Source organism: Streptomyces sp. NPDC020299 (genome assembly GCF_044387825.1).
In the GTDB taxonomy this organism is placed as follows: Bacteria; Actinomycetota; Actinomycetes; order Streptomycetales; family Streptomycetaceae; genus Streptomyces.
The window spans coordinates 1-14372 of sequence record NZ_JBIRWL010000042.1; the positions used below are offsets into that span (position 1 = coordinate 1).

The window sequence follows — 14372 nt, forward strand, 5'->3', positions numbered from 1 at the left end:
GGTCCCATCGCGCTGCGCGCGATGCAAGCGAACACCCGCGCTGCGCGCGGGTGTTGCGCTCCCGCTCCGCGGGAGCGCTGGCGGTTCGCTTCGCTCACCGCCCAGTTCGCTTGCTTCGCAAGCAAACTGACACTCCCTCCGCTGCGCTCCGGGAGTGAGCCGGACTGTGTTGCAGTCCAGTGCCGGACTGTGTCCGGCCAGAGGCTTCCGCTGCGCTCCAGCCTCGGCCGCGCTGCGCGCGGCCAACGGGCCTACGGCCCGTGCGGCAGCAAGGGGGTGGGGATGGTGCGGTCAGCCTTTGCTTTGCTTGTTCTGCTGCAGTTGATGCTGAACCTTGAAGAACAAGGACAAAAAGACGATCGCTCCACATCCTGTGAACGCAAGAGCCCAGGCGTGGGGGTAGCTCTTCACTAGGCCCGAGATGAAAGCTGCGAGTTCGAAAAGTCCGAACAGGGCGAAGAGCCAGCCTGTTCTGCGAAGCTGGCTGTCCGTCCGCTCGGCTAAGGGGGGGGCTCCATTTTCGTTGGGCGCTCATATCCCGCCGGTGCCCGTGAACTCTCCCTGCATGTCTCGTACCGCGCCAGCTGGCTACGTGGGCAGGGGGGGGCGGGTTTCCAAGGTGGCTGACGAATGTTCTCAGGCGTGGGCGTGGCGGGGCCTTGCTGTCTTGTGTGATGCAGCGTGATGCGTGGGCCTGCCTGTCTCGGGGGTTTGGAGACGCCGCAGGGACAGGCCGGCGGTGATGAGGAGGCCGGTGAAGACGGCGAGCAGCAGGACGCACGTCCACATCTGCCGGCTTCCCGGTGCGTGCCAGCCACTCCAGGCGGCGGACGTCGCCCACAGGAGGACGCCCAGAGCGTAGAAGGAGCGGACGCGGTGCAGTTGCCGTACGGCCCGCAGGAACATGATGCGTTCGGTCTTCGGTGCCATGCGGGGCCGTGTACCCCCGATGTGCCATGGCCACCAGGGCGGAAGACATCTTGCTGAAGAGGTCTTCTCGAGCGTCTCTCATGCTGCATCTCAACGTGATGCAGCATGTAGCATTGGAATTATTCAGGGACACCCGGTGGAAAGCGGTGTGTGTTGATTTACGAATATCTGCCGCATGAGCTTGCTCGACTCGGTGTGGTCTCGAGAGCAACCGGACTCGATGACCGCCAGGTGGCCGCGCAGGTACGCCTGGCCCAGGAGCGCGCCGGGCGCGCACGGATGCTCCCGGCAGAGCCGCATCACGTGAGTGAACTGTTCATCGCGGAGCTGCGGCGCCTTCAGTGGGAACGGATCGCCTGTCTCATGGAGAAGGAGCGGATGGCCGCGTACGTGCCTTCCCGCGACTCGCGTGCTGTCCGGTATGAAGAGCAGCGTCTGCAGCGGCTGGTCGAGGAGGTGGATGAGGCCGAGCGGTCGGGGATCGCAGCTCCGGAGATCTGGCGGCATCGTGTCTACCGGATCGAGGTCCGGCCCACCGCCGGCTGCTCCCGCCCGGACGTGCACGCCCCCACCGTCCACCTGATGGCCGCCTCCCCTGACGAAGCGGCCGAGCGAGCCTGGGCAGTCCACGGAAGAGACGGCGGCCTCTACCAACGCGGCGGATACCGGATTACTTCCGTCGAACAAGCCCTTCCCGAGCCGGGAGAACTCTTTTGATCCAGCTCCGAGAACACCAGGTGGACCAGAAATCGAGTTTCCGGAAATGGGTCGGATTCCCTGCAAGATCACCTGTGCCCCCTGAAGGAGCACGAGGCACGATCGTGTCCGCGACCGGATCGGGCAAGACGATCACCGCCGCCGCGAGCGCACTGGAATGCTTCCCGGGCGGCCGCATCCTCGTCACCGTGCCGACCCTGGACCTGCTCGTGCAGACCGCCCAGGCGTGGCGTGCCGTGGGACACCGTGCGCTCATGGTCGCGGTGTGCTCGTTGGAGAACGACCCGGTACTGAACGAGCTGGGGGTGCGCACCACCACCAACCCGATCCAGCTCGCTCTGTGGGCCGGGTCCGGGCCCGTGGTCGTGTTCGCCACGTGCGCCTCCCTGGTGGACCGCGAGGACATCGACGCACCGATGGGCCAGCGGAAGGTCCGCGGGCCGCTGGAGACCGCCCTGGCGGGCGGAGAGCGGCTCTACGGGCAGCAGATGGCAGGCTTCGACCTCGCCATCGTGGACGAGGCCCACGGCACGGCGGGTGACCTTGGCAGGCCGTGGGCGGCGATCCACGACAACGCCCGCATCCCCGCCGACTTCCGCCTCTACCTGACCGCCACCCCGCGCATCCTGGCCTCGCCCCGGCCGCTGAGGGGCGCGGGCGGCCAGGAGCTGGAGATCGCGTCGATGGGCCAGGACTCCGCCACCTACGGACCGTGGCTGGCCGAACTCGGGCTCTCGGAAGCGATCGAGCGGGAAATCCTCGCCGGTTTCGAGATCGACGTCCTGGAAATCCACGACCCCTCCCCCGTCCCCGGGGAATCGGAAGAGGCGCAGCGGGGCCGGCGCCTGGCGCTGCTGCAGACCGCGCTCCTGGAGCACGCCGCCGCATACAACCTGCGCACCGTGATGACGTTCCACCAGAAGGTCGAGGAAGCCGCCGCGTTCGCAGAGAAGATGCCACAGACCGCAGCCGAGCTGTACGCCAACGACGCCACCGGCGACGACCTTGCGGCCGCGGACCGGCTGCCGAGGTCGTCGATCGGCGCAGAGTTCTACGAGCTGGAGGCCGGCCGCCACGTACCCCCAGGCCGGGTCTGGTCGGCATGGCTGTGCGGCGACCACCTCGTCACCGAGCGGCGCGAGGTACTAAGGCAATTCGCCAACGGCATCGACACGGCCGGCCACCGGGTCCACCGCGCCTTCCTCGCCAGCTGCCGCGTCCTCGGGGAAGGCGTCGACATCACCGGCGAGCGAGGCGTGGAAGCCGTGTGCTTCGCCGACACCCGCGGCTCCCAGGTGGAGATCGTCCAGAACATCGGCCGGGCACTCAGGCTCAACCGGGACGGCACCACGAAGGTCGCACGAATCATCGTGCCCGTGTTCCTGGAACCCGGCGAGGACCCGACGGACATGGTCGCCAGCGCCTCGTACCGCCCCCTCGTAGCCGTCCTCCAAGGCCTGCGCTCCCACGACGAGCGCTTGGTGGAACAGCTCGCCTCCCGCGCCCACACCCACGGACAGCGCAAGGTCCACATCCGACGCGACGAAGAGGGGCGAATCGTCGGGACCAGCGGCCTGGGTGAGGACCAGGAGAACGGCGCCGACGGCGCGGCCGAGTCCGCGCTGCTCCACTTCTCCAGCCCGCGCGACGCGGCGACCATCGCGGCCTTCCTGCGGACCCGGGTCTACCGGCCAGAGTCCCTCGTGTGGCTGCAGGGCTACCAGGCCCTCCTCCGCTGGCGAGCCGAGAACCACATCACCGGCCTCTACGCCGTGCCCTACGACGTCGAGGTCGAAGTGGGCGTGACGAAGGACTTCCCCCTCGGGCGATGGGTGCACCAACAGCGCAAGGCACTGCGAGCCGGAGAACTGGAGCCACGACGCAAGGAACTGCTGGACACCCCAGAGGCCGGGATGGTCTGGGAACCAGGCGAAGAAGCCTGGGAGAACAAGCTCGCCGCTCTCCGGTCCTACCGGAGGGCCACCGGACACCTCGCCCCGCGCCAGGACGCAGTCTGGGGCGAGGACGAGGCGATGGTGCCCATCGGGCAGCACATGGCCAACCTCCGCCGTAAAGGCGGCCTCGGGAAGAACCCCAAGCGGGCGGAGCAGCGTGCAGCGCAGCTCGCCGCGATCGACCCCGACTGGGACTGCCCGTGGCCACTGGACTGGCAACGCCACTACCGCATCCTCACCGACCTCGCGGCCGACGAACCCCACGGCCGTCTGCCCGACATCGCACCCGGCGTGCTCATGGACGGCGACGACATCGGACGATGGCTCCAGCGACAGAAACAACCGAGCACCTGGAAGCTGCTGTCGACCGAGCAGCAAGAGCGGCTGTCCAAGCTGGGCATCAAGCCTGTTGAGGCCCCGTCTCCGGCCCCGGCGGCCACGCGATCGACGAAGAATGCGGGCAAGGCACAGCAGGCATTCCAGCGCGGCCTCGCGGCCCTCGCGCAATGGGTGGAACGGGAAGGCGCCCACCGGCCGGTGCCTAGGGGCCACAGCGAGCACGTCACCGTCGATGGCGAGACCGAGCCGGTGACAGTAAAGCTGGGCGTATGGGTATCGAACACCAAATCGAGGCGGGACAAACTCGGCCAAGGGCAGCTGGACGCGCTCCGGAAGCTGGGCGTGGAATGGGCGTAGCGAGGCACGCGCGTGGGTTGGGTGAGACCGAGGGTGGTGCTGCGCCGGACGCTCTAGTGCCGCATCAGGCAAGGTTCGCCCGGCGGTGAGGACCGTGTCACCTGCTTGGCATCACAGTTCACGTGGGCGGAGTGAGCTGATGTGCTGGGACGAGCAAACGACATGGCAGAGCTTGTTCCTTGACTCCGTTGTCCCCGTCTGGCTCTACCCGATACAGATGGGCCTGAGGCGCGCGAGTCACCGTGTCCGTCAACTGACCGTCGGTGAAGAGGGAACCGACGCCGTCCTCCACTGCCCAGCCGGCCGGAAGAGCGTGGTTTGCCACGGCTGTCTGATAGGACGATCGACGCCCTGGCTCACTGTCGTAGTGGGGGCAGACCGAGCCGGAGAGCACACCCAGCCCATCCGAAAGGTGAGTCAGCGGCCCGAAGGAGTCGGTATGTGAGCCCTCGGCCCAGCAGTTGGCGCCGGCGCTGATGCCGCACAGCAGGGTCCCGCGGTTGAAGGCCTCGCGAAGTAGGCGGTCCACGCCGTGCGCACGCCAGACCGCCAGCAGGTTCGCAGTGTTGCCCCCACCCACATAGACGACGTCCTGAGAGAGCAGGAACGATCGCAGGTCGTCGTCATCGAGGTCCCGCCGAAACAGCTGCAAGACGCTGGGCTCGCAGGAGCGTGCCTGGTATGCCGTGAGGAATTGCTCAACGTAGGCGGGGGCGTCGCCACTTGCTGTCGGAACGAAGCACACCTTGGGCCGAGGCGCACGCACCTGATCAAGCACCCAATCATCCAGCAGACCGTCGTCGTCGGTGGAGAAGCCGCCTCCAAGGAGAGCCAAACGACGTTTCGGAATGACAGCCACGAGGGTGCCTCCTCAGTTCACGATCCAGACGCGGACGATGTCCCGAACGGTGCCAAGCCATCGGGTCCGTCCGCAATCGAATAGGCCCTCCGCCGACGTGAAGTCCTCTCCACTCAGGACAAGACAGGGCCAACCACGGACCGAGAACGACGGCAAGCCCGTGATCCACTCCTTTAGTCCGGAAAAGGACGGCCAGAATGATCACGTGGCTGAACGCGTGCGGGTCCGGGAGATTGATGACGACGAGGGCAGGCGGTTGCTGCAGATCATCCGCAGAGGCACCGGGTCGGTGGTGACCTGGCGACGGGCCCAGATGGTGCTGCTGTCCGCAGAGGGCATGCCCGTGGCGAAGATCGCCGAGGTGACGTTCACCAGCGCTGACCGGGTCCGCCATGTGATCCACAACTTCAACGCCGACGGCTTCGAGGCGCTCTACCCGAAGTACAAGGGCGGACGGCCCAGAACGTTCACGCTGCCGGAGCGGCGCGAGATCAAGAAGATCGCCAAGTCCAAGCCGGCCGAGCACGGCCTGCCGTTCTCGACCTGGAGCTTGGCCAAACTGGCCGACTTCCTGGTCGCCGAGGGGGTGGTCGATGACATCAGCCACGAGGGCCTTCGGGTCCTGCTCCGCGAGGAGGGCGTCTCCTTTCAACGCATAAAGACCTGGAAGACCTCACGCGACCCCGACTACGCGGCCAAGAAGGCCCGCGTCGAGCACCTCTACGCGATCGCCGACGGTGAGGTCATACCCGAGGACGGCGAACCCGAAGTCATCTTCTGCCTCGATGAGTTCGGACCGCTCAACCTCCAGCCCCACCCAGGCCGGCAGTGGGCCGAACGCGGCGGCCGGCACAAGGACCCCGGCCGCGAGCCAAGGCCCCGCAGGCGGGCGACCTACACCCGCCCACACGGGGTCCGGCACCTGTTCGCCGCCTACGACCTGGCCAAGGACAAGGTCTACGGTCACATCAAGCCGAAGAAGAACCGCACCAGGTTCCTGGAGTTCTGCCGCTACCTGCGCAGCCTCTACCCGCCGAAGATCCGGATCGCCATCGTGCTCGACAACTTCTCCCCGCACCTGACCACGAAGAAGGACACTCGAGTCGGCGACTGGGCGACGGCCAACAACGCCGAGTTCGCCTACACCCCGACCAACAGCTCCTGGCTCAACCGCATCGAGGCCCAGTTCACCGCCCTGCGTTACTTCGCCCTTGACGGCACCGACCACGCCAGCCACAAGGAGCAGGGCAGCATGATCCGACGCTACGTTATCTGGCGAAACCGTCACGCTGACGATCAACGGCTACGAGCTGTTGTCGACAGGGCGAACGTTGCCTGATGCGGCACTAGGATGGGCCGACTGGGGTTGGGGATAGGAGCGCCAGCCGTCCTTGGCAGAGGCTATGGGCTCGCGAAGGGGCATTGGCGCGGAAGTTGGAGCGGTCGCGCAGTGCACCTGAACAGCTTTAGCGTGAGTGGTTTCCGCTCGTTGACCGAGGTCGCCGACATCCCAGTCCGGAAGCCCACGATCCTCGCCGGACACAACGATGGAGGCAAGAGCGCGCTGCTGGACGCTCTTGCCTTCCTACTCGGCAAGCATGCGCTGGCGGAGGACGACCGCACTTACCTGACCGTCGACGGAGACGACGAGTCGGCGCCGGTGCGGTGCGAGGAGAGCAGCGTCGAGGGGGCGTTCACTCTGGACGCCTGGGAGCAGGAGCAGTTCGATCTCCCCGAACGGGTTCGGCTACGGCGCTGTTCTGGGGAAGACCTGATTTCTCGTCTGGAGGTCTGGCAACCTATTCCGGCTGATGAGCGGCTGCGTGACCTGTCTCAGCATCTTGTGCCAGCGTTGAAGGACCTGGTGAAGGAGTTCGGGCTTTCGCCCAGCTCCATGCGAAAGCCGGACTTGGAGCAGGCTCTGCGTATGTACGGGCGTGAACACTCCGGCTCGGACGGCTGGGTGGCTGCGCCGACCGGTCTCGACAAGCGCATGCCGCGATACCTGCCGTTCGACGGCAAGGTGGCCAGGCCGGATGATGCCGTCAAAACCGTGTTGGTAGGCCGATTCCAGAATTACATGGCCGATCCAGACCTCAAGGGCAGGCTCACCGCCATCGAGGACGAGGTCCAGGACCGGTTGCGTATCGACGCCAAGTCCTTGTGTGAGCACATCGAAATGCGCTGCCCGGACCTGCAGAAGGTCTCCGTCGAGCCTGACGTCTCCTTCCAGCAGGGGTTCAAAGCTGCGCCACTGCGGGTCGCACGCCGTGCTGGCGAAGCGGTGGGACTGGATCGCACCGGGCTGGGCAGCAACCGTCGCATCTCGCTAGCCATCTGGGAATGGACAAGCGAACTGCTGACGGAGGAACAGGACACCACCCCCACGACGAGCACAGGTGACGAGGCTCCTGCACCGCCGCCGGTGCAGACGATCGTGGTGTACGACGAGCCGGACACCCACCTCGACTACACCCACCAGCGCAAGATCATGCAACTGATCCGGACGCAGAGCGATATCCCCAACGTCAGCGTGCTGGTGGCCACCCACTCGATGAACCTCATCGACGGTGTCGACATCTCCGACGTGGTCCACCTGAAGCTGGAGGACCACCGCACGGTGGTGGAACGGCTCGGCACAGGTCGGCTCGGCGATGCGATCGACGAGCACCTGGGGAAGATCGCAGCCGCCGTCGGACTGCGAAACTCGGTACTGCTGCACGAACGCTGCTTCCTGGCCGTGGAAGGCGAGACCGAACAGCGCGCCTTCCCGCTGCTGTTCCGGTTGTGCGAGGGGCTGTCACTACAGGCAGCCGGCATCGCCCTGTGGGCCTGCTTCAACAACGAAGGTGCCCTGCACCTGGCCCGTTACCTGGTCAAGCAGGGGCGCACGATCATGCTGGTGGTCGATGCAGACAGTCGCAATGTGAGCAAGGGCATTTTCAAGGCCCCCAAGCTCACCCAGTTCTTCGGCCCCCATGCCAACCGCTACGTGACCTTCCTTGGCGAACCCGATGACGACGACCCGCAGCAGGAGAAGTTCAACGAACTCGAAGAACTGTTCAAAGACGACGTATGGGCCCGAGTCGCCAACAAAATCTGGGCCAAGGCCGATGCGCCCTGGCAACCTGCCGACTTCGCTGCCCTCCGGGGCCAGGGCAAGTTCAGCGGAGCAGTCCAGGAAATGCTCCAGGAACTGAGCGAGAGCGGCCCCGGCGGCAAGCCCGAAATGATGTACGAGCTGGCCATGGCCTTGGACGACCCGGATGACGTGCCGGAGCAGCTACGAGGCGTCTTCGAACGGCTCAGAGAGCTAGCGTCCTGAGACGCCCCTGCATGGCCTGACCGCCGCCACCCCCGGAAGGGCGCTGGCGGCGGCGCGCCCGCATTCGCTCCTTGCGTTGCTCCAACGTCGGAGCAACCCACTCATGCCACCCCACTGGTGGCTTCCATCTCCGCATGTGCTCACGTTCGTCGACTCCACACCAACGGCAGCCGCTGGGCGCAGGTATCCGCAGGTCAGACCCCTCAGTGGACATTGCCACTCCTTCCCCTGACCACATTCTGCCCGCCGCCACTGACATCACCCGTGGCCCAAGCACCCTGCCGAACCGAGCACTCACGACGGACGCACAGAGTCCGCTGATCTCAACTATCCGCCAGGCCTCCAACAGCCGCTTCTCAGGAACCGTCCCATGCGCATTCTGCCCCGGAGCCTCATTCCCGAGCGTACTGAGCAGCGAGCCGCTGTTCGCCTGTCAGCGCTGTACATCGCAAGCGGGAGGATCGACATCCACCCCGGATAGAACCGAGAACATCGCCGCCGTCATACTTGCGTTCGATTACCGTGGTGTTCTGGACGGGCAACATCAGAATCGGGAGACTGTGGGCATGGCGTCCTCCGCGCATGAGGCATCTGCGTCAGCCCTTGGCTATATCTTCCAGGCCCAGCTCGCCCTGCTCGAGCTGCTGCGAGGACAAGAGGATCGCCCGGACGGGGCAATCAGCCTGGAGCTCCACGACGACGTTGCGTGGGAAGAAAATGGTCGGCCCGTTGAACTCCTGCAGGTCAAGCACCACATCCGCAGTGTGCGGTCGCTCGGCGACAAAGACGACGACGTGTGGCGGACTATCCAGTCCTGGATGGACACCCACGCCCCTGGCGACGAGTACGGCCCCATGCTGACCCTGGTCACCACGCAGGAGGCCCGGCCGGGTACAGCTATGGCCGCGCTCAAGGCGCCCAGTCCAGCACCCGCACAGGCCCTTGACCTACTCATCGCCGCCGCGCAGGAGTCGAAGGCCAAGGAAACAAAGGACGCACGGGCAGCTTTCCTGGCACTTCAGCCGGCGCAGCGTGCCGTCTTCGTACAGCGGATGAGGGTCATCGACGGTTCACCGTCCATCGACGACCTCGACGCGCAGGTACGAGTGAAGCTCAGGGCCGCGCTCCCCGACGGGCACGCCGACTCCTTCATGCGGCAGCTGTGGGCGTGGTGGTACGAGCAGACCGTAGACATGCTGCAGAAGCGCCACACCAGCGTCTCCGTGACCCGGCTGATGCAGCGCATCAGCCGCATCCGCGACGACTACACCTCCGACAGACTGCCCACACTGGTGGACCGGGATGACTTCCCGCAAGAGGCCGAGACCGAGCTGACCGATGCGTGCTTCGTCCACCAGCTGCGCTGGGTTGGCGCCAACCGCCAGTTGAACAAGGCGATGGTGGACTACTACCGCGCCTACACCCAGACCGTGGCCTGGCTCGAAGACGATCTGGTGGACCTCGACGAGTTGGCACGGTTCGAAGACAACCTCGCCGACGAGTGGCAGCGGGAGTTCGACTGGATGCTCGACGACCTGGGTGAAGATGCCTCCGACCGGGAGCAGGAGCAGGCCGGCAAAGCACTGCTACGAAAAACCCTGGACCAGACCCGGTACCGAATCCGTGAAGCGTACGACGAAGCGTTCTTCTCCCGGGGCAAGCACCACGAGCTGGCCGACCGAGGACGGGTCGGATGGCATCCGGACTTCGAGGAACGGGTGAAGAACCTGATCAGGGCCGCCCGTGCCTAGCTGGAGCCAGCGGCCGCAAGCCAGCGCCGCCTTCCTCAACCCTGCTCTCGTCGCCGCCGTCGCCGCTACTGCGGCACGCGACTACGAGCGGGAGGCCTCCGGCAGGCTGATGCCGTGGCCGATGGCCTTCGTCGTGGCCCCGCTGGTCCTGCACCGGCCCACACGGCAAGCACTGCCCACCTCGACGCGCACCCATCTGACGAACTGGGTGGCGGACCACCCGGCACTCGTCGCGGGCCTTGCCGCGCGCAGCACCTCACTGGCACCCGCCGTACGGGAAGGCCTGCGCTTCGGGCTCCGCCATCAAATGCTCATCATCGAGCAGGGCTCTCTCAAGAGCCGGATTGCCCCGAAGCCCCGTACCGAGGGCGAACTTGCCGATTTGATCAGGGCCGCATCGTTGATAGGCCGCTGGGCTGCCAAGTCCGACAACCCTTCCACCGTCTTTGCGCTGCTGGGCATGAGACCCTGAGCCGGTGCAGATCCGGTCGATCATCCTCTACAGCAAGCGCGGCGAGAAGCGCGTCCTGGACTTCCGGCTCGGCGAGCTGAACATCGTCACCGGCACTTCCCAGACAGGCAAGAGCGCGCTGCTCGACATCGTCGACTTCTGCCTCGGCAGGGACGAGGCCACGCTCCCGATCAGCCCGATCTTCAACACCGTCGCGTGGTACGCAGTCATCCTGCAACTGCCCGGCACCCGCGTCCTCGCCGCCCGGCCGGCGCCTCGCCCCGGCGCCAGATCCGTCACCAACGCCATGCTCGAAGTCGGCAACGACCTCGGTATCCCGGAGCTGCCCGACCTCCGCATCAACACCGATTCCACACAGCTGCGCCAGCAGCTCGGACGCCGGATCGGCATCGGAGACACCCGCAGCGAACCCGCGCCGGGAAGCCTGCTTTCCCCGCTCAGCGCCCACCTCGGACACGCCGTCCTGCTCTGCCTGCAGAACCAGGATGAAGTCGCCTCCAAACGAGCCCTGTTCCACCGGCAGAACGAGCGCGGCATCCCCGAGAGCCTCAAGGCCACGATCCCCTATTTCCTCGGCGCGGTCCCCGAGGACCAGGCCGCGCTCCAGCAGCAGCTCACCCAAGCCAAACGGGCCCTCCGCCGCGCTGAGAACGACCTCAGAACCGCCCAGGAAGCAAACCAAGGCATCGAGGCCCGCCTTGAGTCCCTCCTCGGCGAAGCCCGCGTGCACGGCCTGCTCACCGACAACAGCGTCGACACCTCCGACAGAGCAGCCGTCATCGAGGCACTGCAGCAGGCTGCTTCCTTCCGGCCCACCCCGGACAACGCGGACGAGGAACAGCGGCGGCAGGAACTCCTCCTCACCGAGCAGGCATCGGCTCTTCGCCGGCAGCTCCGCTCCCTCGCAGAAGAACGCCAGCTCCTGAACGACCTGGAGACACAGGCCGCCGGCTACACCGGCGCCGTCGCCCGCGGCATGTCACGCCTGTCCGCGCTCAACCTCGTACCCGACGGCTTCCCCGGCGAACACAACTGTCCCCTGTGCGGAAACGAGCTCAACGAGCCCGACCCCACCGTCGCCGACATGCACACCACCCTCGCAGACCTCCGAGGTCAGCTCGACAGCGTCCAAACCGTCCAGCCCCGCCGCGAGCAGGCCCTGCGCGAGATCGACCAGACGGCGACACGCCTACGGGAACAGCTCCGAGGCATCGAAGGCGCCCTGAGCATCATCGCCGAACAGCGCAACCAGCAGGCCGGCCTCCTCGGACAGGCCGAAGCCCAGGCCTACACCCGCGGCAGGATCAGCGCCTACCTGGGCCAGATCAACACCACATCCGACAGCGGACACCTCCAGCTCCTAGAGACGAAAATCGCCGTCGCCCAGCAACTCGTCCAAAGCATCGAAGAAGAGCTAGACACCGACGCTGCCGACGACAAACTCACCCACGGCCTCAGCTACCTCAGCGGCAAGATGACCGGCCACGCCCGAACCCTGAAACTCGAACACGGCGACCGCCTGGTTCGTCTGGACCTCAAGAAGCTCACCATCGTCGCCGACACCCTCGAAGGCATCACCGAACTGCTCCGCATCGGCAGCGGCAAGAACCACGTCGGCTACCACGTGGCCGCCCATCTCGCCCTCCACCAATACTTCGTCGCCAACCGCCGGCCCGTACCCCGCTTCCTCATGCTCGACCAGCCGACCCAGCCCTACTACCCCTCCGACATGGCCAAACAGCGCGGACGGCTGGAGGACATCGCCCTGGACGAAGACCGCGTGACCGTCACCCGCCTCTTCGAACTCATGCACCAGGTCGTCAGGGAACTGTCCCCGAACTTCCAGATGATCGTCAGCGACCACGCGGACCTGCCCCACGACTGGTACCAGGACTCCGTCCGCTACAACTGGCGCAACGGCGAAAAACTCATCCCCACCACCTGGCTCGAAGACCAGCCCACTCCCTAAGCCTTGTCCCGTAAACGATCTATGAGTCTTCGCCTGACGTGCCACTCACGGGCGTGCCTCTATCCGGTGAGGGCCAGGTTGTGCAGGCGTGCGATGCCGAGCATGGCGTGGTGGACACCATCGCCTTTCAGGCGGCAGTCGCGAAGGATCTTCCAGGTCTTCATGCGGGCGAAGGCGTGCTCGACGCGGGCGCGGACCTTGCGATGGGAAGCGTTGTGTTCCTCTTTCCAGGCTGGGAGTTCGGCCTGGCCTGGTTCGCGGCGGTGTGGGATGACCAGGCCGGTGCCCCGGTAACCGCCGTCCGCGATCACGGTGGTGCGGCCGACGGAGGCCCTCGCGCCTGACAGCTCCCATGCCCTGCAGTCGTTGCGGTTCCCGGGCACCGGCCGTCCGACCACAACGACCATCCGTGTGTCTGCGTCGATGACCACTTGATGGTTGGTGGAGTACCTGTAGTTCTTGGACTGCTCGGCGGCGCTGTGGTCGCGGGTGGGCACGAGCGTGCCGTCGACGATGAGCACGGTGCCGGCGCGGAAGCGTTGCCGCTGTTTGAGCGCCAGCAACGGCCCAATGTGGTCGATGATGCGGTCGGCGGCTGACTTGGAGATGCCGAACAGCGGGGCAAGCTGGCGCAGTGTCAGGTTGGTCCGCCAGTACGCGGTGACCAGCAGCACCCGGTCTTCCAGCGGCAATGACCAGGGACGTCCCCGGCGAGTCAGCTCAGCACCTTCTCGGCGCAACATAGCGATCAGCCTGTGGAAGTCTCGCGGTTGCAGTCCGCTGAACGGGGCTATCCAATGCGGTTCCGACGCCGTGATCACACCAGCCACGTGAAGAGATCGTTCCACACTGTGGACCTCGGAAAGCCGTGAATCAGCCGCAGCGGCTCTGCCGTGGCTCCACGGAACCCACCTGTTCCATGCGCCGGATCTCCTGCTCTGCCGCTTCCAAGTGCCCGAGGTCGAGGGCCATCGCGGCACGCCCGGCGACGTAGAAGATATCTTGGCGGATCCGACAGTCCAATCCTGGTTGGCGGCACAAGGCCAGGAAGCGCACCTCGAGACTGAGTTCGATGCGGCCCATCTCGTCGCGGACGCCGACCGGGAGTGCGGCGTGTCGGAGGTCCTTGGCGTAGTCACGCGTCTGCCGGTCTGCCTCGTCAGGGCGGGCTTCTCCGGGACGATAGGGGTGGCCGGCCCACTCCGTGTCAGCCCAGCAGACGAGTTCGTCCAGGTACTCCGAGGCGACCACCAAATCCGGGGGCGAGGCTGAGAGGGCCGCGTCCGCGCCATCAACCAGCTGGGCGAGACGGCGTTGCCCGTCATCGTCCCCCGCCACGCACATCGCGATGAACCCCGACAACACGTCGAGCCTGCGCGACACCTCTGCCCGCTGCCAGATCTCGTACAGTCCCGTCATCCACCGTTCCCTTTTCGCCGACCGCGCCTCCGCGCCCCGAACCCTATGACGCGCCCCCGCCAATGGGTCTAACGGTTTTCCGGGGCTCAGCGAACGAACCACATGCTGGCTCGGTGCGGCGCACGGTCTCCTCCCACAGCCGTGTGTTGGCGAGCGGGGGCTTCTTGATCATTGCGGGACAGCCCTTAGAGGTCATCTCATTTGGTGGCTACATGTGGGGACTCCGCGACAAGTTGAGCCATCTCGCGCAGGCGGTGCCAGTACTCAGGGGCGTCCGCT

Annotated in this window: 11 protein-coding genes; 7 read left to right on the plus strand and 4 right to left on the minus strand. The window is 66.1% G+C overall.

Translation table 11 applies throughout. The features are described 5' to 3' along the window. Positions 1-636 precede the first annotated feature (636 nt). On the minus strand, positions 637-930 hold the full coding sequence (locus ACH45E_RS45645; protein WP_361458098.1) for a hypothetical protein: 294 nt from the start codon (positions 928-930) through the stop codon (positions 637-639). Between the two features lie 150 nt (positions 931-1080). On the opposite strand from ACH45E_RS45645, the gene ACH45E_RS45650 reads away from it, so the two are divergent. Together ACH45E_RS45650 and ACH45E_RS45655 are read left to right on the plus strand one after the other, a co-directional pair. Then, positions 1081-1647, plus strand: a complete 567-nt coding sequence (locus tag ACH45E_RS45650; protein WP_361458095.1) for a hypothetical protein — start codon at positions 1081-1083, stop codon at positions 1645-1647. Further along, on the plus strand, positions 1644-4298 hold the full coding sequence (locus ACH45E_RS45655) for a Helicase associated domain protein (protein WP_361458092.1): 2655 nt from the start codon (positions 1644-1646) through the stop codon (positions 4296-4298). Before ACH45E_RS45650 ends, ACH45E_RS45655 begins: the two co-directional genes overlap by 4 nt. 118 nt (positions 4299-4416) lie before the next feature. On the opposite strand, the gene ACH45E_RS45660 is transcribed toward ACH45E_RS45655, so the two are convergent. Next, a complete protein-coding gene (locus ACH45E_RS45660) occupies positions 4417-5157 on the minus strand; it encodes a peptidase E (RefSeq protein ID WP_359437321.1) in 741 nt (246 codons plus the stop codon). 205 nt (positions 5158-5362) lie between these two features. Between ACH45E_RS45660 and ACH45E_RS45665 the strand changes: the two genes are divergently transcribed. The 5 genes from ACH45E_RS45665 (at position 5363) to ACH45E_RS45685 (ending at position 12674) form a co-directional block, all read left to right on the plus strand. Further along, entirely contained in the window at positions 5363-6496 is a 1134-nt protein-coding gene (locus tag ACH45E_RS45665; protein ID WP_361458089.1) for an IS630 family transposase, read from the plus strand. Between the two features lie 111 nt (positions 6497-6607). Beyond that, entirely contained in the window at positions 6608-8482 is a 1875-nt protein-coding gene (locus ACH45E_RS45670) for a DUF2813 domain-containing protein (protein ID WP_361458086.1), read from the plus strand. A gap of 566 nt (positions 8483-9048) precedes the next feature. Further along, a complete protein-coding gene (locus ACH45E_RS45675; RefSeq protein ID WP_361458083.1) occupies positions 9049-10233 on the plus strand; it encodes an ABC-three component system protein in 1185 nt (394 codons plus the stop codon). Further along, the gene (locus ACH45E_RS45680) at positions 10226-10705 is read left to right on the plus strand and encodes a three component ABC system middle component (protein ID WP_361458080.1); all 480 of its coding nucleotides are present in this window, start codon (positions 10226-10228) and stop codon (positions 10703-10705) included. The genes ACH45E_RS45675 and ACH45E_RS45680 overlap by 8 nt, the downstream gene beginning before the upstream one ends. A gap of 4 nt (positions 10706-10709) precedes the next feature. Beyond that, complete coding sequence (locus ACH45E_RS45685) at positions 10710-12674, plus strand: DUF3732 domain-containing protein (protein WP_361458077.1); 1965 nt, start codon at positions 10710-10712, stop codon at positions 12672-12674. A gap of 59 nt (positions 12675-12733) precedes the next feature. Here the strand turns inward: ACH45E_RS45685 and ACH45E_RS45690 are convergent, their stop codons facing one another. Continuing rightward, complete coding sequence (locus ACH45E_RS45690) at positions 12734-13504, minus strand: transposase (RefSeq protein ID WP_361458074.1); 771 nt, start codon at positions 13502-13504, stop codon at positions 12734-12736. 43 nt (positions 13505-13547) lie between these two features. Next, positions 13548-14093: a hypothetical protein gene (locus ACH45E_RS45695; protein ID WP_361458071.1), complete on the minus strand. Its 546-nt coding sequence runs from the start codon at positions 14091-14093 to the stop codon at positions 13548-13550. Positions 14094-14372 lie beyond the last annotated feature (279 nt).